13 protein-coding genes and 1 pseudogene are annotated in these 19,665 nt (G+C 61.7%); 6 read left to right on the top strand and 8 right to left on the bottom strand.

Annotated features, from left to right (window positions below):
* The gene (locus GA0004734_RS11400; RefSeq protein WP_092933777.1) at positions 1-711 is read left to right on the top strand and encodes a DUF502 domain-containing protein; all 711 of its coding nucleotides are present in this window, start codon (positions 1-3) and stop codon (positions 709-711) included.
* A gap of 3 nt (positions 712-714) precedes the next feature.
* On the opposite strand, the gene recG is transcribed toward GA0004734_RS11400, so the two are convergent.
* Positions 715-2,820 (bottom strand): ATP-dependent DNA helicase RecG, encoded by a 2,106-nt coding sequence (gene recG / locus GA0004734_RS11395; RefSeq protein ID WP_092933775.1) that lies wholly within the window; start codon positions 2,818-2,820, stop codon positions 715-717.
* 155 nt (positions 2,821-2,975) lie between these two features.
* On the opposite strand from recG, the gene GA0004734_RS11390 reads away from it, so the two are divergent.
* The 3 genes from GA0004734_RS11390 (at position 2,976) to GA0004734_RS11380 (ending at position 7,542) form a co-directional block, all read left to right on the top strand.
* Positions 2,976-3,296: an FAD assembly factor SdhE gene (locus GA0004734_RS11390; RefSeq protein ID WP_092933774.1), complete on the top strand. Its 321-nt coding sequence runs from the start codon at positions 2,976-2,978 to the stop codon at positions 3,294-3,296.
* A complete protein-coding gene (mfd, locus tag GA0004734_RS11385) occupies positions 3,293-6,799 on the top strand; it encodes a transcription-repair coupling factor (RefSeq protein WP_092933772.1) in 3,507 nt (1,168 codons plus the stop codon). The genes GA0004734_RS11390 and mfd overlap by 4 nt, the downstream gene beginning before the upstream one ends.
* A gap of 89 nt (positions 6,800-6,888) precedes the next feature.
* A complete protein-coding gene (locus GA0004734_RS11380) occupies positions 6,889-7,542 on the top strand; it encodes a hypothetical protein (RefSeq protein WP_092933770.1) in 654 nt (217 codons plus the stop codon).
* Positions 7,543-7,818: 276 nt separating this feature from the next.
* On the opposite strand, the gene GA0004734_RS11375 is transcribed toward GA0004734_RS11380, so the two are convergent.
* Both GA0004734_RS11375 and GA0004734_RS11370 read right to left on the bottom strand, forming a co-directional pair.
* Complete coding sequence (locus GA0004734_RS11375; protein ID WP_092933768.1) at positions 7,819-8,484, bottom strand: DsbA family oxidoreductase; 666 nt, start codon at positions 8,482-8,484, stop codon at positions 7,819-7,821.
* Between the two features lie 73 nt (positions 8,485-8,557).
* Positions 8,558-10,357: pseudogene (locus GA0004734_RS11370) on the bottom strand (extracellular solute-binding protein); the annotation flags it as partial.
* A gap of 445 nt (positions 10,358-10,802) precedes the next feature.
* Here GA0004734_RS11370 and GA0004734_RS11365 point away from each other — a divergent pair.
* Positions 10,803-11,432, top strand: a complete 630-nt coding sequence (locus GA0004734_RS11365) for an invasion associated locus B family protein (protein WP_092933764.1) — start codon at positions 10,803-10,805, stop codon at positions 11,430-11,432.
* 84 nt (positions 11,433-11,516) lie between these two features.
* Here GA0004734_RS11365 and hspQ read toward each other — a convergent pair whose 3' ends face one another.
* From hspQ to GA0004734_RS11350, 3 genes are all read right to left on the bottom strand, one after another.
* On the bottom strand, positions 11,517-11,846 hold the full coding sequence (gene hspQ / locus GA0004734_RS11360; protein ID WP_092936216.1) for a heat shock protein HspQ: 330 nt from the start codon (positions 11,844-11,846) through the stop codon (positions 11,517-11,519).
* Between the two features lie 194 nt (positions 11,847-12,040).
* Positions 12,041-13,450: a type I glutamate--ammonia ligase gene (glnA, locus tag GA0004734_RS11355; protein ID WP_092933762.1), complete on the bottom strand. Its 1,410-nt coding sequence runs from the start codon at positions 13,448-13,450 to the stop codon at positions 12,041-12,043.
* 58 nt (positions 13,451-13,508) lie between these two features.
* Positions 13,509-13,847, bottom strand: a complete 339-nt coding sequence (locus tag GA0004734_RS11350; protein ID WP_092933760.1) for a P-II family nitrogen regulator — start codon at positions 13,845-13,847, stop codon at positions 13,509-13,511.
* 367 nt (positions 13,848-14,214) lie between these two features.
* Between GA0004734_RS11350 and GA0004734_RS11345 the strand changes: the two genes are divergently transcribed.
* Entirely contained in the window at positions 14,215-15,750 is a 1,536-nt protein-coding gene (locus GA0004734_RS11345) for an NAD(P)H-hydrate dehydratase (protein ID WP_245292402.1), read from the top strand.
* A gap of 100 nt (positions 15,751-15,850) precedes the next feature.
* On the opposite strand, the gene GA0004734_RS11340 is transcribed toward GA0004734_RS11345, so the two are convergent.
* A complete protein-coding gene (locus GA0004734_RS11340) occupies positions 15,851-16,648 on the bottom strand; it encodes a DUF72 domain-containing protein (protein WP_092933758.1) in 798 nt (265 codons plus the stop codon).
* Positions 16,649-16,697: 49 nt separating this feature from the next.
* Positions 16,698-19,619, bottom strand: coding sequence for an excinuclease ABC subunit UvrA (gene uvrA, locus GA0004734_RS11335; protein ID WP_092933756.1), 2,922 nt, complete (start codon positions 19,617-19,619; stop codon positions 16,698-16,700).
* Between the last annotated feature and the right edge of the window lie 46 nt (positions 19,620-19,665).

Below are 19,665 nucleotides of genomic sequence, written 5' to 3'. Positions count from 1 at the left end.
ATGACCGAAGCTCCGACGCGCATCTCCCTTGCCACCCGTCTGCGAAACAACTTTCTCGCGGGGCTGGTGATCTGCGCGCCGATCGCCATCACGCTCTGGCTGACATGGAGCTTTGTCCGCTGGGCCGACAGCTGGGTGAAGCCCTATATTCCCGCGCGCTACAACCCGGACAGCTATCTGAATTTCGCCGTGCCGGGTTTCGGTCTTCTGATCGCGCTGATCGTCATCACCATCATCGGCTTTCTCGGCAAAAACCTGATCGGGCGATCGGTCGTCAACCTCGGAGAACAGGTGCTGAACCGCACGCCGCTCGTACGTGGTCTCTACAAAAGCCTGAAGCAGATTTTCGAGACGGTGCTGAAGGAACAGGGCACGCCGTTCAACAAGGCGGCGCTGATCGAGTATCCGAGCGCCGGGCTCTGGTCGCTGGTGTTCATAGCCACGGATGCCAAGGGCGAGATCGCCTCGAAGTTCGACGCGATGGGGCGTGATATGGTGGCCTGCTTCATGCCGCCGACCCCGGTGCCGACGGCCGGATTTCTCGTCTTCGTGCAGCGCGAGAAGATCGTACCGCTCGACATGAGCGCCGAGGATGCCGCGAAGATCGTCATTTCCGTCGGGCTGGTCACGCCGCCGGAAGGCGGGCCTGTGACGACGACGCGCAAAGGCCGCAAGGCTGCCGAGGCCGCTCCGGTTATCATCGAATCCTGACGTTCATCCGGCCCGCAGGAACCGGATCGCCTCATCGCGGCGATGAAGATAGAGCAGCGTTCGCAGGGCTTCGCCACGCGGCGTCCTGAGATCGGGATCGCGCTCGATCACATAGGCTGCATCCTTGCGCGCGATCTCAAGAAGGTCCGCATGGGCTTCGAGGCTTGCGATGCGGAAGCCCGGCGTGCCGGACTGACGCGTGCCAAGCAACTCACCTTCGCCCCGAAGCTTCAGGTCTTCCTCCGCGATCACGAAGCCGTCCTCCGTGTCGCGCAGGATCGACAGGCGCGAATGGGCCGTCTGACTAAGCGGACCCTTGTAGAGCAGGATGCAGCTCGACGCCTGATCGCCACGGCCGACGCGGCCGCGAAGCTGGTGAAGCTGGGCAAGGCCGAAACGCTCGGCATGTTCGATGACCATGATCGTCGCATCCGGTACATCTACGCCGACTTCCACGACAGTAGTGGCGACGAGAAGGCGCGTTTCGCCGTTCTTGAAGGCCAGCATGGCGGCGTCCTTATCCGGGCCGGCCATGCGGCCATGGATGAGGCCGGCGACGGCGCCGAGGCGGGCGACAAGGATCTGGAAGCGCTCGTCGACGGACATGAGGTCGGAGACTTCCGACTCTTCCACAAGCGGGCAGATCCAGTAGATCTTCTTGCCTTCCTCGATTGCCGCACGCAGCCGTTCGACGATATCGTCCAGCCGCTCGGTCGGCAACGTCACCGTCTGGATCGGCTTTCGGCCGGCCGGCTTCTCCGTGAGCTTGGACACGTCCATGTCACCGAAGGCGGCGAGCACCAGCGTGCGCGGGATCGGCGTTGCCGTCATCACAAGCATGTGCGGCGACACGCCCTTGGCCGTCAGGCGCAAGCGCTGATGGACGCCGAAGCGATGCTGCTCGTCCACCACGGCCAGCAACAGGCGATGGTAGGAGACCGTGTCCTGGAAAAGCGCGTGGGTGCCGATGACGATATCGGTTTCGCCGGAGGCCAGCCGTTCGAGCACAGCGTCGCGCTCGCGGCTCTTGGTGCGGCCGGTCAGTACGTCGATCTTCACGCCTGCGGGGCCGGCGAGCCGGCTGAGCGTCGTAAAGTGCTGGCGGGCCAGAATTTCTGTTGGCGCCATGAGCGCGGCTTGGCCGCCTGCCTCGATGGCAGCCAGCATCGCCATCAGCGCGACGGCCGTCTTGCCCGAGCCGACGTCGCCCTGAAGGAGCCGAAGCATGCGCTCCTCGCGGGCCATGTCGGCGAGAATATCCGCGACCGCTGCCGTCTGGCTGCCGGTCAGGGAGAAGGGCAGGGCCGAGATGACGGGGCCGCTCAGCACGCCGGTCGCCTTGACCGGCGTTCCCGGCACGGTGCGCAGGCGCTGGCGGACGAGCGAGAGGGACAGTTGCCCCGCCAGAAATTCGTCATAGGCCAGCCGTCGCCGCGCCGGTGCGCGCGGATCGATATCCGTCGCGTCGCGCGGTTCGTGGAGGGCGATGAAGGCATCCCGGGCCGTCAGAAAGTCCTGTTTCTCCAGAAGAGCCTCGTCCAGCCATTCCGGGAAATTCGGTATGCGCGTCAGGGCCGCCTCGATGGTGCGACGCAGCGTTTTCGGGGAGAGGCCTGCCGTCAGTCCATAGACCGGCTCGACCAGCGGCATGTTCTCCGCGTCCTCCTCCCGCACCATCAGGTCGGGATGGACCATGGAGGCGCGACCGTTGAACCAGTCGACCTTTCCCGAGACGATGACGATGTCGTCGACCGGCAGCTGCTTCTCCAGCCAGTTGCCCTTGACCTTGAAGAAGGTCAGCGCCAGCTCGCCGGTATCGTCCTGCAGGAAGACACGATAGGGCATGGAGGAGCGGCCGGGCGGCGGCGGCTGGTGGCGATCGATCCGGCCCTTGATGGTGACGATGGCGCCGGCAAGCGCGTTCTCCACGCCCGGTTGGTGGCGGCGATCCACGATGGAGTGCGGCGCGTGGAAGAGCAGGTCCACCACGCGGCAATCCTCGATGCTCTCGCGACCGAACAGGCGGGCTAGAAACTCGCCCACTTTGGGGCCGACGCCGGGCAGCGTGTCGAGCGAGGCGAAAAGCGGATCAAGAAGGGCAGGGCGCATCGGGGAACTTCACTTGACGAAACGGACTTTGGCAAGGCTGACAAGTCGTTGTGCAGCGTTTATAGGAGCGGCGGGACCGTGGCAGCAAGGCTCAATTTCGGCTCGTCCCGAACGACGGTCACGGCACCGGTCATACGCCGCAAGAGGGACAGTCCATGACAGGCATCACCCGCACCAGCGCCGACCTCGATCTGCGCCGCCGCAAGATCCTCTTCCGGGCGTGGCATCGGGGCTTGCGCGAGATGGATCTCGTCTTCGGGCAATTTGCCGATAACGAGCTTGCCGACCTGCCGGATGGCGATCTCGACGAGCTTGAGCGCATCATGGCCGAGGAAGACAACGACCTCGTGAAATGGATCCTTGGCGAACGCGATTTGCCGGATCATTTCCGCACGCCGCTCTTCGCCCGCATCTCCGCCTACCGTCCGGACTTCGAACCGCAGACGCGACCGACTGCCACAGGACCTCATGAATGATAGCCGGATTTGACAAGAAGAAGATCGCGGGTGTCGCGCGCGAGATCACCATCGGCCCGGTGCCAGCCGGTGTCGAGCCGCTGCTTCTTGCCGAGATTGCGCGTGCGGAGGGGCCGGTCGCCTACATTCTGTCCGACGGGCAGCGCCTCGCCGACATCGAGCAGATGCTCGGCTTTGCAGCGCCCGATATTCCGGTTCTCACGCTGCCGGGCTGGGATTGTCTCCCCTACGACCGCGTCTCGCCGAGCGCCGATGTGTCTGCCCGGCGCCTCTCCGCGCTGAGCGCGCTGATCGCGCATGCGCGCAAGCCGCATCCAGCCATCGTGCTCGTGACCGTGAATGCGGCGCTTCAGAAGATGGCGCCGAAGGACGTGATAGAGGGCCTTGCCTTCTCTGCCCGGCCGGGCGCGAACATCCGCATGGACGATGTGGCCGGACTTTTGTCTCGCAACGGGTTCGAGCGGGTGGCGACCGTCCGCGAGGTCGGCGAATACGCCGTGCGCGGGGGCATTCTCGATGTCTTCGTTCCCGGCAGCTCGGAGCCTGTGCGACTGGACTTCTTCGGCGATACGCTGGAGAGCATCCGCTCCTTCGACCCCGCAAGCCAGCGCACGACGGGGCAGGCGCGATCGCTCGACCTCAATCCGATGAGCGAGGTGTCGCTGACGCCGGAGACGATCAGCCATTTCCGCACGCGCTATCTCGCACTGTTCGGCGCGACCACGCGCGACGATGCGCTCTATCAGGCGGTTTCCGAAGGCCGGCGCTATGCCGGCATGGAGCACTGGCTGCCGCTGTTCTACGATACGCTCGACAGCGTGTTCGACTATCTCCCGGGCTTCCGGATCGTCACGGACCATGTGGTGCGGGAAGCCGCGGCCGAACGCTCCAAGCTCGTGCACGACTACTACGATGCGCGACGTGACTCGGGAGCGACGGGCAAAAACCAGGTATCTCAGGGCACGCCCTACAAACCTGTGCCGCCGGAGCAGCTTTATCTCACAGTGGACCAGTTTTCCGCAGCCCTTGCCAGCGGCAACGCCATTCGCCTGTCGCCCTTCTCCGAGCCGGAAGGCGAAGGTCGCAAGGTCGTGACCATCGATGCGCGCCTCGGGGTGCGCTGGGCTAAGAATGCCAATGAGAGCGCGCCGGAGGGCGAGCGCGTCAATGTGTTCGACCAGGCCGTCAAATACATTGCCGACAAGCGCGCCAAGGGCGCCAAGGTGCTGGTCACCGGCTGGTCCGAAGGATCGCTCGACCGGCTGCTCCAGGTGCTGGCGGAGCACGGTCTCGGAAATATCAAGCCGGTCGCCTCCTTCGGTGAGGTCGGCAAGCTGAAACCGGGCGAGGCGGCCGCCGCCGTCCTCAGCCTCGAAAGCGGCTTCGAGAGCGGCGACCTCGTCGTCATCGGCGAGCAGGATATTCTCGGCGACCGGATGGTGCGCCGCTCCAAGCGCCGCAAGCGCGGGGCGGATTTCATCGCCGAGGTGGCCGGGCTGGACGAGGGCTCGATCGTTGTTCACGCCGAGCACGGCATCGGACGCTTCGTCGGGCTTCGGACCATCGAGGCCGCCGGGGCTCCGCATGCCTGCCTGGAGCTCGTCTATGCCGACGATGCCAAGCTCTATCTGCCCGTCGAAAACATCGATCTCCTTTCTCGCTACGGCTCGGAAGGCAGCGATGCCATTCTCGACAAGCTGGGCGGTGTCGCGTGGCAGGCGCGCAAGGCGAAGCTGAAGAAGCGGCTGCTGGACATGGCCGGCGGCCTCATCCGCATCGCCGCCGAGCGACTGACGCGGCGCGCGCCCGTGCTGACGACGCCGGAAGGGATCTACGACGAATTTGCCGCGCGCTTCCCCTATGACGAGACCGAGGACCAGATGACCTCGATCGAGGCCGTGCGGGACGATCTCGGCGCCGGCCGGCCGATGGACCGGCTCGTCTGCGGCGACGTCGGCTTCGGCAAGACCGAGGTCGCGCTGCGCGCCGCCTTCATCGCCGCGATGAACGGCGTGCAGGTCGCGGTCGTCGTTCCCACGACGCTTCTGGCACGGCAGCACTTCAAGTCCTTCACGGAACGTTTCCGGGGACTGCCGATCCGGCTGGCGCAGGCCTCGCGCCTCGTCGGCTCCAAGGAACTGGCGCTGACGAAGAAGGAGGTTGCCGAGGGCAAGACCGATATCGTGGTCGGCACCCATGCCTTGCTCGGCAGCGCCATCAACTTCGCCAATCTCGGCCTGCTTATCATCGATGAGGAGCAGCATTTCGGCGTGAAGCACAAGGAGCGGCTGAAGGAGCTGAAGTCGGACGTTCACGTGCTGACGCTTTCGGCGACGCCGATCCCGCGCACACTGCAACTGGCCCTTACCGGCGTGCGGGAGCTTTCGCTGATCACGACGCCGCCGGTCGATCGCATGGCCGTGCGCACGTTCATTTCGCCCTTCGACGCGCTGGTGATCCGCGAGACGCTGATGCGCGAGCATTATCGTGGCGGCCAGAGTTTTTACGTCTGTCCGCGGCTGGCCGATCTCGGTGACGTGCAGGCCTTCCTCCAGTCCGACGTGCCGGAACTGAAGGTCGCCGTCGCCCACGGGCAGATGCCGGCGACCGAACTTGAGGACATCATGAATGCCTTCTACGAGGGGCGGTACGATGTGCTTCTATCGACCACGATCGTGGAGTCAGGTCTCGACGTTCCCCGCGCCAACACGCTGATCGTGCACCGGGCCGATATGTTCGGACTGGCGCAGCTCTACCAGTTGCGCGGCCGCGTCGGCCGGTCGAAGGTGCGGGCGTTCGCGCTGTTCACGCTGCCGGTCAATAAGACGTTGACGGGTCCTGCCGAACGGCGGCTCAAGGTGCTGCAATCGCTCGATACGCTCGGCGCGGGCTTCCAACTGGCGAGCCACGACCTCGACATTCGCGGCGCCGGGAACCTGCTCGGCGACGAACAGTCCGGTCATATTAAAGAGGTCGGTTTCGAGCTCTACCAGCAGATGCTGGAGGAAGCGGTTGCGGAACTGAAGGGCGACGATGAGGTGACCGACAGCGGCTGGTCACCGCAGATCTCAGTGGGTACACCGGTGATGATCCCGGACGAGTATGTGCCAGACCTGCATCTCCGTCTGATGCTCTACCGCAGGCTCGGGGAAATCACCGAGCTTGCCGATATCGACGCCTTCGGCGCCGAGTTGATCGACCGGTTCGGGCCGTTGCCGATCGAGGTTCAGCACCTGCTGAAAATCGTCTACGTCAAGTCGCTCTGCCGGACCGCCAATGTCGAGAAGCTGGATGCCGGGCCGAAGGGTGTCGTCGTGCATTTCCGCAATCGCGATTTCCCGAATCCGGCGGGCCTCGTCGGCTATATCGCCAAGCAGGGAACGCTCGCCAAGGTACGACAGGACCAAAGCATCTTCTTCCAGCGGGATTACCCGACGCCGGAGAAGCGGCTTGGCGGTGCCGCGATGCTGATGACGCAGCTTGCAGGCATAGCAAAGGGATAAACCTCTCTACATGAGGAATATCTGATTTACAGGATTGACACGCTATTGGTGTCGCGCAACATTGTCTCTCGTCAGGCGGGAGAACGACAATGGATGAGTGGCTTGTGCTTGCAAAGACAATCGTGCCGGGCCTTGAAAAGGCGTTGGCGGAGGATCGGTCGGGAACGCTCGCGGCGGATATCGTCGTGCTTCTGAAGGCTGTGCCGGGCGTGATGGTGCCGGCAGACGCCGCGGTCATCCTTGACAGCGATCCTGCACTCCGGGAGCGTGTCGCCACGCAGATATCGTCGTTGACCGAAAAGAGCAGGGGGACATCGACTGCTCCGGTTGGCCCGGTCGCACCGGTGGTTCCGGATGAGCCGGCGGTTCCGGATGAGATTGCGCAGAAGCTGCGACGTCTCGATGCAGAGTTCGAAAAGCTGGAGCAGGCACGGCGGTTCTATCTGGAACTACAATCGCGAAATGCCAAGCATGTCTGGGTGAACCCGGCTCTTTCCATCGGCATCACCGGCGGATTTATCCTCCTCGTCTACATCGTCGCCTTTTGCGAAGTCGAAACTAAAAACTCGGCCGTCTTCAACATCATCCTTGGTGCGTTCGCCACTGCATTCGCAACTGTCATCAGCTTCCATTTCGGATCGTCCATCGGCTCGAAAGACAAGGATCAAGACAAGCGCAGAGAGGCTATGGAGCAGGCGTCCGCCGTGGATGCTGCGGCGATTGCACGAATTGCGGCGACCTGAGGCAGACGAGCGGGTGGCTGCGGGCAATAGTCACCCCAAGTGACCGGCGCCCGGAGTTGGCAGGTCACGCCGGGCCTGATCGGCTCTCGAAGGGTGCCGTTTTCGGCCATCGCGCCTTCTCTGTTCGCCGAGCGGGTTCTTTGCGTCCGGTGCAGAGGCTTTAACCGAGTGTCCCTGAGGCACGGTTTTCCTCATGCACATCGGCTATTCGTGACCGGCTCAGAGCACGAGGCCTGACGACCATGCATCGTGCGTTGGCGGACACGGCGATGTGTCTCAGTTGATATTCGCCTGGTTCTTCATCTGGGCGATGTCGCGCAGGGCGCTGATGAGCACCTCGACCGACTGGGCACCCATCACCGCGTACTTGCTCTCGATGATGAAGCAGGGGACACCGGTGACGCCCATGTCGCGTGCCATGTCGATTTCCGTCTTGACGTCGGCCGTGTCGGCGTTGGAGGCAAGCAGAGTGGTGACGACGGCGCGGTCGAGGCCGCCCGCTTCTGCGATGTCGATCAGGGTCTCCCGGTCTCCGACATTGCGGCCTTCCTCGAAGTTGGCACGAAACAGGCCCGTCACGACATTTGCCTGTATGTCGGCACCTTCCGCCTGAGCCCAGCGGATCAGCCTGTGCGCGTCGAGTGTGTTCGGCGAGATCTTCACGGCGTCGAAGTCGAAGGCCACGCCATCGGCGTGCCCAAGTGCCTTGAGGGTTTCGTGCGCCCGCGCAACGGCAGCGTCCCCGCCGAGCTTTGCGGCCAGGTGTGTCTTGTGATCGACGCCTTCCGGCGGCAGGTCCGGATTGAGTTGGTATGGGCGCCAGGTGACCGTGACGAGGATCTCGTTTGCCAACGCCGCGATGGCCTTGTCCAGCCGCGCCTTGCCGAGATAGCACCATGGGCAGACGACGTCTGAGACGACGTCGATGGTGACGTGTTCCATGGTGTTACTTCCCTTTCTGGCTTTGCTGGCCTTGCGGCACCGCAGGCGGCTGTGCGGCCGGTGAGGCTGTTGTCTGCGCATCGGCATCCCACCAGGTCGGCAGGCTGTAGCCGTAGAGCGGAACGGTGTTCGGCCGACCGATGCGCTTGTGGCGGCCGACCCACTGCGAGGCCACGTGATAGAGCGGCACCGCGTAAAAGTTGGAGACGAGCATCCTGTCGTGGGCGCGAACGGCGGCGGTAAAATCCTCCTGAGAACGCGCCTGCAGAATGTTGTTGATCAGCGTGTCGATATCCTTGTCGGCAACGCCGGAAAAATTGTCGCTGCCCTGACGGTCGCGCGATTGCGACGACCAGCGGCCAAGCTGCTCGATGCCGGGCGAGAGGGACGACGGGAAGGACTTAATGATGACGTCGTAGTCGAAGGACTGGCTGCGTTGCTGATACTGCGAATCATCGACCGTACGGACGCCCGCGCGAATGCCGAGCGCCGCCAGGAAGCGCTGGTAGGCCAGCGCCATCTTTTCCTGACCTTCGTTCTGGGTCATGATCTCGAACGCGAGCTGCTGTCCATCGGCATTCTTCATCTGGCCGTCGCGGATCGTATAGCCGGCTTCGCGCAGCAGCGTCACCGCTTCGCGCAAGACGTTGCGGTCCCGCCCTGAGGCGTCGGTGACGGGCAGGCGGTAGGTTCCATCGAGCACGCCGGGGAGGATGCGGTTGCGGATATCGCCGAGCAGGCCCAATTCGCGGTCGTCGGCCGGCTGGCCGAGGTAGGAGAGGCCGGAATTCTGCCAGTAGCTCTGCGTGCGCGTATAGGCGCCGTCGTAGAGGTTCTTGTTGACCCACTCGAAATCGAAGACGAGCGCAAGACCCTGCCGCAGTTTCGGGTTGTCGAACATCGCCCGACGGGTGTTGAAGACGAAGCCGAGCATGCCTGAGGGCGTCTTCGGCGAAAACGTGTCCTTGATGACCTCGCCGGATTGTACCGCCGGAAAATTGTAGCTGCGCGCCCAGCGGTTGGGGCTACCTTCCGGGTAGATGTCGATCTCGCCCTTCTTGAAGGCTTCGAACAGCGAGTTGTCTTGCAGGAAATACTCGACGGAAACGCGGTCGTAATTGTCTTGGCCGATCTTGGACGGCAGATCCTTTGCCCAGTAGTTGGGGTCGCGCTCGTAGACGATCCGTTCGCCCGGCGTGACCGAGGCGACTTTGTAGGGGCCGGATCCGATCGGGAATGTCAGCGTCGTCTGGTCGAAGGTCTCGACCGGCGTCGCGTGCTTCGGCAGAATCGGCGTCATGGCGATGAGGAGCGGGAATTCGCGGTCGCTCTTCTCAGTGAAAGTGAAGCGAACGCTGCGGTCGCCGACCTTTTCCATCTTGGCAACCTTGTCGAGCCTTGACGCAAAGGGCACGCGCCCCTTGTCGCGGAAGATTTCGAAGGTGAAGATGACATCGTCCGGCGTTACCGGCTGGCCGTCGGACCAGCGTGCCTTTGGATTGAGATTGAACTGGATGAAGGTCCGGTCTTCATCCCAGTCTACCGTTTCCGCCAAGAGTCCGTAGAGCGAGAACGCCTCGTCGCGCGAGCGCGTCATGAGCGAATCATAGATGAGGTTGCCGTATTCCGGATCGAGCATGCCGCGCGCCGTCGTGCGCATGCTTTTAAGAATGAAGGGATTGAGGTTGTCGAAGGAGCCCACGACGCCATAGGAGATGTGGCCGCCCTTCTTCACCTGCGGATCGACATAGGGAAAGTTCTTGAAGTCGGCGGGCAGGGCCGGCGTTCCGTGCATGGCAATGCCATGAACGGGCTCGGCGATCGCCGCGCCAGCGGCCGACAGGGACGTGAAAAGGGCGAGGCCCAGAAACAATGCGCGCACACGGTTCTCCGATGCGGACGGCCCGGCAAGAGTTCGAGCGGATCCAGAAACGATTCCTGTCGACCCTATCATGTCGAGCCGTTTTTTGAACCTTGCCGTCCGCGAAATGGCGCTCGCATCATATCGCCACAGCGAAATGTCATGCCTGACGCCGCTATTTTCAGTCGGCCTGCTGGATTAGGCAGGCGCGACGCTGTAGGAGAGGGAACCGCCACTTGACGGGTCATGTAAATGCCTCAATTGACCAACAGAGGAGCGGGCGGCCGAGCACTCGACATTGGGATGAGCGGATTGCTTGGATGGTTCTCAGGATCGTAAATGGTCCCGTGCAGAACGATCGCAACCGATCCTGTAGTGAACGTGATGTTGCGCGTCTCTTTCAAGGAGCGCTGCACCCGAGCCGCAGAAACGATGAATTCAGGAGACGGATATCGTTATGACCTTCAAGCCCACACTTACCAAGAAAGTCGCCATTTCGGCTTTCGCCGGCGCCGTGGCGGCCGCTGCAATGCCGTCGGCCTCTTTCGCGCAGCAGGCATCCCAGCGCCCGCCGCAGGGCTGGTTCAAAGTCTGCACCAAGCAGGAAGATAACGACGTCTGCATCGTGCAGAACCTGCTTTCCGCCAATAACGGCCAGCTCATCACCGCAGCCGGCCTCATCAGCGTTCAGGGCAAAGTCAACCGGAAGATCCTTCAGGTCTCCGTTCCCTCCGCGCGCCTGCTTCCGCCCGGCGTCCAGGTCCAGATCGACGGTGGCAAGCCGATCAAGCTCGATTATGCCATCTGCATGCCCGACAAGTGCGTTGCTGAAGCGCCTCTGTCGGACGCCGTCATCGCCAGCCTGAAGAAGGGCAGCGAAGTGGTCTTCACGTCGATCAACTTCCAGCGCGCACCGAACCCCATCAAGATGTCTCTTGAAGGCTTCACCGGCGTTTTCGATGGCGAGCCGATCGAGCAGTCGAAGCTTCAGGAGCGCCAGCGCCTGCTGCAGGAAGAAATGCAGAAGAAGGCGGAAGATGCCCGCAAGAAGCTTGAAGAAGCCCAGAAGGCTGCAAAGCAGAACTGATCAGGGTTATTGCCCAAGAAAAGAGCCCGGATCTCGCGATCCGGGCTCTTTCTTTTTCAGATCCATGCAGGACATGCAGGCTGATCAGTGCGTAACGACGGCCTTCGGCTTGTATTGGCCTATGGTCTCCGGATCAAAGAACGTCTCGACCTGAGAGTGGCGAACCGGTGTTCCCGTCTCGTCGGACATCAGGTTCTGCTCGGAGACGTAGGCGACATACTCGCTCTCGTCGTTTTCCGCCAGGAGGTGATAAAATGGCTGATCGCGATCGGGCCGAACTTCGGCGGGAATGGCGTTCCACCATTCCTCCGTATTCGCGTACTCCGCATCGACATCGAAGATCACGCCGCGGAACGGGAAGAGCCGGTGGCGAACCACTTGTCCGAGCTGGAACTTTGCATCTCTCTGTTTCATCATGACAGTATTCCTTTCCATGAATATGTGGGACGAAACGGCGGAAGATCAAGGGACGGGCGGATAGCGCGCCAGCGTTATGCCACGAAAAAGGCACTGCATTTTCTGGCGGCAGCGCGCTTTCCGATAATGCGTCATCGGCAACAAAAAAGGCCGGCGCTGAGGCGCCGGCCCTTTTCGTCTTTTTGCGGCACTCAGGCCGAATAGTACATGTCGAATTCGACCGGATGCGGCGTCATGTCGTAGCGCATGACTTCCGCCATCTTCAGTTCGATATAGGCATCGATCTGGTCGTCGTCGAACACGCCGCCCGCGGTCAGAAACTTGCGGTCGCGATCGAGATTTTCGAGCGCTTCGCGCAACGAACCGCAAACCGTCGGGATCTTCTTCAGTTCCTTGGCTGGCAGGTCGTAGAGGTCCTTGTCCATCGCCTTGCCGGGATGGATCTTGTTACGGATACCATCGAGACCGGCCATCAGCATGGAGGCAAACGCCAGATAGGGGTTTGCCAGCGGATCGGGGAAGCGAACTTCCACGCGCTTGGACTTGGCGCCCGAGCCGAACGGAATGCGGCAGGAGGCCGAGCGGTTGCGGGCAGAGTAGGCCAGCAGAACCGGCGCCTCATAGCCCGGGACCAAACGCTTGTAGGAATTGGTCGTCGGGTTGGTGAAGGCGTTGATCGCCTTGGCGTGACGAATGATGCCGCCGATGTAGAACAGGCAGTTTTCCGAAAGGCCTGCATATTCGTCGCCCGCAAAGGTCGGCTTGCCGTCCTTCCAGATCGACTGGTGCACGTGCATGCCCGAGCCGTTATCGCCGAAAATCGGCTTCGGCATGAAGGTCGCCGTTTTGCCATAGGCATTGGCCACCTGATGCACGACATATTTGTAAATCTGGATCTGGTCGGCGCTGCGCACCAGCGTGTCGAACTTGACGCCGAGCTCATGCTGGGCGGCCGCCACTTCGTGGTGCTGCTTCTCGACCGTTACGCCCATCTCGGAGAGAACCGTGAGCATTTCCGAGCGCATGTCCTGGCAGCTGTCGATCGGCGGGACGGGGAAATAGCCGCCCTTGACGCGCGGACGGTGGCCGAGATTGCCGGTGTCGTAATCGGTGTCGTCATTCGACGGCAGTTCCGACGAATCGAGCTTGAAGCCGGTGTTGTAGGGATCGGCCTTGTAGCGCACGTCGTCGAAGATGAAGAATTCCGGCTCGGGTCCGACGAAGACGGTGTCGCCGATGCCGGAGGACTTTAGATAGGCTTCCGCTTTCTTCGCCGTGCCGCGCGGGTCGCGATTGTAGGCTTCGCCCGAGATCGGGTCGAGAATGTCGCAGACCACCACCATGGTCGACTGTGCGAAGAACGGGTCCATATGCACCGTAGCCGCATCCGGCATCAGCACCATGTCGGACTCGTTGATCGCCTTCCAGCCGCCGATGGACGAGCCATCGAACATGACGCCATCGACGAACATATCTTCATCGACGCAGGACACATCCATGGTCACGTGCTGAAGCTTGCCCTTGGGATCGGTGAACCGAAGATCAACGAACTTGACGTCGTTTTCCTTGATCTGCTTGAGGATGTCGCTCGCAGTCGTCATATCGGAGATGTCCTTCCCTGACGGTTATGGGCCGCCGCGCGAATGCGGCGGCATGAAATCAGATGGCGTCGACGCCGGTTTCGCCCGTGCGGATTCGGATGACCTCTTCCACATTCGAAACGAAGATCTTGCCGTCGCCGATCCGCCCGGTCTGGGCGGCGTTGCGTATCGCCTCGATGACCGCATCGGCATTCTCGTCCGCGAGAACAACCTCGACCTTCACCTTTGGCAGAAAATCCACGACGTATTCCGCGCCGCGGTACAATTCGGTATGGCCCTTCTGCCGTCCGAAACCCTTGGCTTCCGTCACCGTAATGCCCTGGAGCCCGACTTCCTGAAGGGCCTCCTTCACTTCATCCAGCTTGAATGGCTTGATGATCGCTTCGACCTTTTTCATGAAAAAATGTCTCTCCGCTTCTCCCGTTGGAACAGGGGAATCCCCGCTCGCCCCACCATATGCATTTAGCATGCCATGTCTTCAAAATCTCGACGCATTTGCCCTGAGGATGCGAGGATCGGACGTTGTTTTCATCAATCCGATCGATCATTGCAGGAGAATGCCTATTTCTTGTGAAATGCGAGCGGTTTACGGCAATTTGATGCACTGCAGAAGGAATGTTGCCAGCTTTAGCATGATATTTGAGCGCCAAATATATGCAGATGCTCAGTTATTGGTCAATACGCATTCCCGTGAGATGCTTGATTTCTGACCTTGGCCTCTGCACTGTAAGACGAGGATCACGTATTTGCACAAGGATGGCAAGATGGGCGTCGAGACAGATATGGCTGGCTGGATCCTGACGCCGGCGGGCATGGCGGAGGTTGATCGCGATGCTGCCGCCTCCGGCATCTCTTCCTTCGGGCTGATGCGCGCTGCGGGCCATGCCGTCGCGGCCTCGGCGCTCCGCCATTATCCCGAAGCGATGCGTTTCGTCTGCCTCTGCGGATTCGGCAACAATGGCGGCGATGCGCTGGTCGCTGCATCAGCGCTTGTCGGCAGCGGCGCGTGCGTTGCGGTCTACCTCATGGGCGATCCGGCGCGCTTCACGGGAGATGCTGCCCGCGCATTCGCGGCGGTCTCCATTCCCGACCAACCGCTCGCCACTTATGTCCCCACGGCAGGCGACGTCGTCATCGACGGTCTGTTCGGTGCAGGGCTTTCGCGCGCGGTTTCCAGCGATGTCGCGGCGCTGATGAGGACGGTCACGGATCTGGCTCTGCCCGTCATCGCGATCGACCTGCCGTCAGGCGTGGATGGCAGATCCGGGCAGGTGCTTGGGGACAGTTTTCGAGCGACGCAGACGGTGACGTTTATGACGCGCAAGCCTGGACATCTCCTGCTGCCGGGCCGGACCTTGTGCGGCGCGCTGGAGGTGGTCGATATCGGCATTCCCGCCCGCATCGTGACGTCGCATCGGGCATCTCTCGTCGAGAACAGGCCCGCGCTCTGGCACGAGGCCGTAAGGGTGCTCGATTCTGCCGCTCATAAATACCGCCGCGGGCATCTCGTCGTCTTTTCCGGCGCGGCGCCAAGCAGCGGCGCAGCACGCATGAGCGCGACCGCCGGGCTTTCCGCCGGTGCCGGACTGGTCACCATGGTCGCGCCGACGGAGGCCTTGCCAACCCTTGCCGCCCATCTGACCGCGATCATGCTGAAGCCGGTCGATACGGACGACATGCTCTCCGACCTCGTCGAGGACACCCGCCTGAACGCCTTCGTGCTCGGCCCCGGCTTTGGTGCACCAGACCGTGCCCGCCGCTACGTCGCAGCCTTATCCGATCGATCGCTGGTGCTCGACGCGGACGGCATCACGGCCTTTCGCGATGATCCCCAATCCCTGTTCGCTGCATTCTACGGACCCGTCCGCCTCGTCCTGACGCCGCATGATGGAGAATTTTCCCGGCTCTTTCCGGACCTCGCTGTGGACACAGCGCTTTCCAAGATCGACCGCGCGACCATGGCGGCCAAGCGGAGCAATGCGATCATGATCCTCAAGGGCTCGGACACCGTTATTGCGGATCCGAACGGGCGTGTCGCTGTCAACGCCAATGCCCCGCCATGGCTTGCGACAGCCGGCTCCGGTGATGTGCTCGCGGGAATCGTCGGCGCCCATCTCGCGCAGGGCATGCCACCCTTCGAAGCAGCGACGAGCGCCGTCTGGCGCCACGGAGCGGCGGGACACGAGGCCGGAGAAGGCATGACCGCCGAAGATCTGCTGCGTGCCATCCGGCCGTTGCCGCGAATGCCTTCGAGCCTAGCGCGTCCAACATGCTGCACCACCAGCCCTGCAGACAGCTAGATTTCAAAAACCGTATAACTCTAAGAAATCTGTGCTTTGCAAGATCATCATAATGTGACAGATGATCCAGTAGCTCAATATCTGCGCGGCTCCAACTTCGCTATTCGAACCGCTTCTGAAGTGCTATCGCCCCGTTCGGGGCATTGACCTTCCCCTCATGAATGAAAAAGGCGAAGACGTCGCGAGGCTGTTTCGGCAGCGGGTCAGCCAGCAAGGGAAGCCCGTCGGCCACGCCCCCAGATCTCCAAGTATTGAGACGCGTTTCCCAGTCTGCCAGGCGTTTCTGGTCGTAGCAGGTTTCGACATCATCGCTACCGGTCTGCAAACGGGCATAGACGAAGTCGGCCGTCACGTCGGCGATCAGCGGATACTCGGCGTGATCCGCACAGACGATGGCAACGTTATGCCGGCGGGCCATTTCGACGAACTCCGGAACCTGAAAGGAGTTGTGGCGAACCTCCACGGCATGGCGCAGCGCCAACCCATCCTGCGTTTCCGGCAGCAGGCTTAGAAACGCCTCGAAATCCACAGCATCGAATTTCTTCGTCGGCATGAACTGCCAGAGGATCGGTCCGAGCTTGGCACCCAACTCCGATAGCCCCTGGCTCAGGAACCGCGTGATCGACTCCCCGGCCTCCGCCAGCACTTTCTTGTTCGTGGCATAACGGCTCGCCTTCAGCGTGAAGACGAAACCGTCGGGAACTTCCGATGCCCATTTCGCAAATGTCTCGGGTTTCTGGGAGCCATAATACGTCCCGTTCACTTCGATGACCTTCAGCGCCTTGCCGGCAAACTCGAGCTGACGCTTCTTCGCGAGTCCCTCTGGGTAGAAGGTCCCCTCCCAGGGATCGAACGTCCAACCGCCGATGCCGACCCGAATCGTACCCGCCTTACCCATGCAACCCATCCCCTCTGACTGTTACCTGGCCAGCCCGCTCTATCCCGCTCTATTCTGCCGCAATGGCCTTGCGGACCGGGCGGCGCTCGAGCAACTCCTTCAGGAAGTGGCCGGTGTGAGAGCGCTTTTCCCGGACGATCTGCTCCGGCGTCCCCTCGGCCACAACCTGGCCGCCGCCATCCCCGCCTTCCGGACCAAAGTCGAGGATCCAGTCGGCCGTTTTGATGACCTCCAGATTGTGCTCGATCACGACAACGGAATTGCCCTGGTTGACGAGTTCGTGCAGCAATTCCAACAGTTTTGCCACATCGTGGAAATGCAGGCCGGTGGTCGGCTCATCCAGAATATACAGCGTTCGTCCGGTCGATCGCTTTGACAGTTCCTTGGCCAGTTTCACGCGTTGCGCTTCGCCGCCCGACAGCGTGTTGGCCTGCTGCCCGACCTTAATATAGCCGAGTCCAACCTCGTTGAGCGTCACCAGCTTGTCGCGCACGGCCGGGACCGCCGCAAAGAACTCGACGCCTTCCTCCACGGTCATGTCCAGCACGTCGGCGATCGACTTGCCCTTGAAGGTAACATCGAGGGTTTCGCGATTATAGCGTTTGCCATGGCAGACATCGCAGGTCACATAAACGTCCGGCAGGAAGTGCATTTCGATCTTGATGACGCCGTCGCCCTGGCACGCCTCGCAACGCCCGCCCTTCACATTGAAGGAGAATCGCCCTGGCTGGTAACCGCGGGCCTTCGCCTCCGGCAGGCCGGAAAACCAGTCGCGAATGGGGGTGAACGCGCCGGTATAGGTGGCGGGGTTCGAGCGCGGGGTGCGGCCGATCGGCGACTGGTCGATGTCGATGACCTTGTCGATATGCTCGAACCCGTCAATACGGTCGTGATCGGCCGGGATCTCCCGCGCGCCCATCACGCGACGAGCGGCCGCCTTGTAGAGCGTTTCGATGAGAAAAGTGGACTTGCCGCCGCCGGAAACGCCGGTAACCGCCGTAAAGACGCCGAGCGGAATAGACGCGGTAACGTTTTTCAGGTTGTTGCCGCGCGCGCCGACGACCGTCAGCTCCTTCTTTTTCTTCGGCTTCCGCCGCTCTGGAGGCACCAAGACTGAGAGATCGCCCGAGAGATACTTGCCGGTCAACGACGTCGGATGATCGATGATCTCCTGCGGCGTGCCGGAGGCGACGACCTGTCCGCCATGAATGCCGGCCGCGGGACCGATATCGACGACGTAATCCGCCGTCAGGATCGCATCCTCGTCATGCTCGACCACGATGACGGTATTACCGATATCGCGCAAATGCCGCAGCGTATCAAGCAGCCGGGCATTATCGCGCTGATGCAGCCCGATCGACGGTTCGTCCAGCACATAGAGGACGCCTGTCAAGCCGGAACCGATCTGCGAGGCGAGCCGGATGCGCTGGCTCTCGCCACCCGACAGCGTCCCGGAATTTCGTGACAAGCTCAGATAATCCAGCCCGACATCGTTCAGGAATCGCAGCCGATCACGGATCTCTTTCAGGATACGGACGGCGATCTCGTTCTGCTTGTCCGTCAGACGCACAGGCAGATCCTCGAACCAGTCGCGCGCAACACGGATCGACATGTTCGTGACCTCGCCGATATGAAGGCGATCGATCTTGACCGCCAACGCTTCGGGCTTCAGCCTGAAGCCCTTGCAGGCGGGGCAGGGGGCCGCCGACATATAGCGCTCGATTTCCTCACGCGCCCAGGCCGACTCGGTTTCCTTCCAGCGCCGCTCAAGATTGGGAACGATGCCTTCGAACGTCTTCGTGGTGTTGTAGGAGCGCGCGCCGTCCGCATATTGAAAGACGATCTTGTCGTCCGTGCCGCGCAGGATCGCCTTCTTCGCAGAGTCCGACAGTTCAGCCCAAGTGTTGCTCAACTTGAAGTTAAACGCCCTGCCGAGCGCTTCCAAAGTTTGATTGTAATAGGGGGAGGAGGATTTGGCCCAGGGGGCGATCGCACCGTTCTTCAGCGTTCGATCATGCTCCGGCACGATCAGCGCCTCATCGATCTTCTGCTGGCTGCCGAGACCATCGCAGGTCGGGCAGGCGCCGAAGGGATTGTTGAACGAAAACAGTCGGGGCTCGATCTCCGAAATCGTGAAGCCGGAAACGGGGCAGGCAAACTTTTCCGAGAACAGCACGCGCTCATGCGTCTCGTTCAGCGATTTGTTGGCGGAACCGCCGGCGGATGTCTCCTTCTCCGGCAGCGGCTTGTCGGCAAATTCCGCAATCGCCAAGCCATCCGCAAGCCGCAGTGAGGTCTCCAGACTGTCCGCAAGTCTTGCCGCGATATCGCCGCGCACCACCAATCTGTCGACGACCACATCGATGTCATGCTTGTACTTCTTGTCGAGCGCGGGAACATCGGCAATCTCGTAGAACTGACCATCCACCTTGACGCGCTGAAAGCCCTTCTTCATGAGCTCCGCGAGTTCTTTCTTGTACTCGCCCTTTCGCCCTCGGATCATCGGCGCGAGAATGTATAGGCGCGCACCTTCCTCCATCCCTAGAACGCGATCGACCATCTGACTGACCGTCTGGCTCTCGATCGGCAGACCTGTCGCCGGCGAATAGGGCACGCCAACGCGCGCAAACAAAAGGCGCATGTAGTCGTAAATCTCGGTGACCGTTCCCACCGTCGAGCGCGGATTTTTCGACGTCGTCTTCTGCTCGATGGAAATCGCCGGCGACAGGCCTTCGATCAAATCGACGTCCGGCTTCTGCATCATCTCGAGGAACTGTCGGGCATAGGCCGAAAGGCTCTCGACGTAGCGGCGCTGCCCTTCGGCATAGATCGTATCGAATGCGAGCGACGACTTCCCGGAGCCGGAGAGGCCCGTCATCACGATCAGCTTGTTGCGCGGCAGATCGAGATCGACGCCCTTCAGATTGTGCTCCCGCGCACCGCGGATCGAAATGGTCTTGAATTCGCTCATGGTCGGACGCTCTGCTTGGGGACGAAGCCCTTACTTAAGATCATTA

Origin of the sequence: Rhizobium sp. 9140, from assembly GCF_900067135.1 — a bacterium.
Classification (GTDB): Bacteria; Pseudomonadota; Alphaproteobacteria; order Rhizobiales; family Rhizobiaceae; genus Ferranicluibacter.
The sequence above is the reverse complement of the archived record's forward strand: the minus strand, read 5'-3'. Positions and strand labels throughout refer to the sequence as shown.

Bases quoted from the DNA above. Each gene is read 5' to 3' on its own strand.
- GA0004734_RS11400 (WP_092933777.1), top strand. From the start codon at position 1: ATGACCGAAGCTCCGACGCGCATCTCCCTTGCCACCCGTCTGCGAAAC.
- recG (WP_092933775.1), bottom strand. From the start codon at position 2,820: ATGCGCCCTGCCCTTCTTGATCCGCTTTTCGCCTCGCTCGACACGCTG.
- GA0004734_RS11390 (WP_092933774.1), top strand. From the start codon at position 2,976: ATGACAGGCATCACCCGCACCAGCGCCGACCTCGATCTGCGCCGCCGC.
- mfd (WP_092933772.1), top strand. From the start codon at position 3,293: ATGATAGCCGGATTTGACAAGAAGAAGATCGCGGGTGTCGCGCGCGAG.
- GA0004734_RS11380 (WP_092933770.1), top strand. From the start codon at position 6,889: ATGGATGAGTGGCTTGTGCTTGCAAAGACAATCGTGCCGGGCCTTGAA.
- GA0004734_RS11375 (WP_092933768.1), bottom strand. From the start codon at position 8,484: ATGGAACACGTCACCATCGACGTCGTCTCAGACGTCGTCTGCCCATGG.
- GA0004734_RS11365 (WP_092933764.1), top strand. From the start codon at position 10,803: ATGACCTTCAAGCCCACACTTACCAAGAAAGTCGCCATTTCGGCTTTC.
- hspQ (WP_092936216.1), bottom strand. From the start codon at position 11,846: ATGAAACAGAGAGATGCAAAGTTCCAGCTCGGACAAGTGGTTCGCCAC.
- glnA (WP_092933762.1), bottom strand. From the start codon at position 13,450: ATGACGACTGCGAGCGACATCCTCAAGCAGATCAAGGAAAACGACGTC.
- GA0004734_RS11350 (WP_092933760.1), bottom strand. From the start codon at position 13,847: ATGAAAAAGGTCGAAGCGATCATCAAGCCATTCAAGCTGGATGAAGTG.
- GA0004734_RS11345 (WP_245292402.1), top strand. From the start codon at position 14,215: ATGGGCGTCGAGACAGATATGGCTGGCTGGATCCTGACGCCGGCGGGC.
- GA0004734_RS11340 (WP_092933758.1), bottom strand. From the start codon at position 16,648: ATGGGTAAGGCGGGTACGATTCGGGTCGGCATCGGCGGTTGGACGTTC.
- uvrA (WP_092933756.1), bottom strand. From the start codon at position 19,619: ATGAGCGAATTCAAGACCATTTCGATCCGCGGTGCGCGGGAGCACAAT.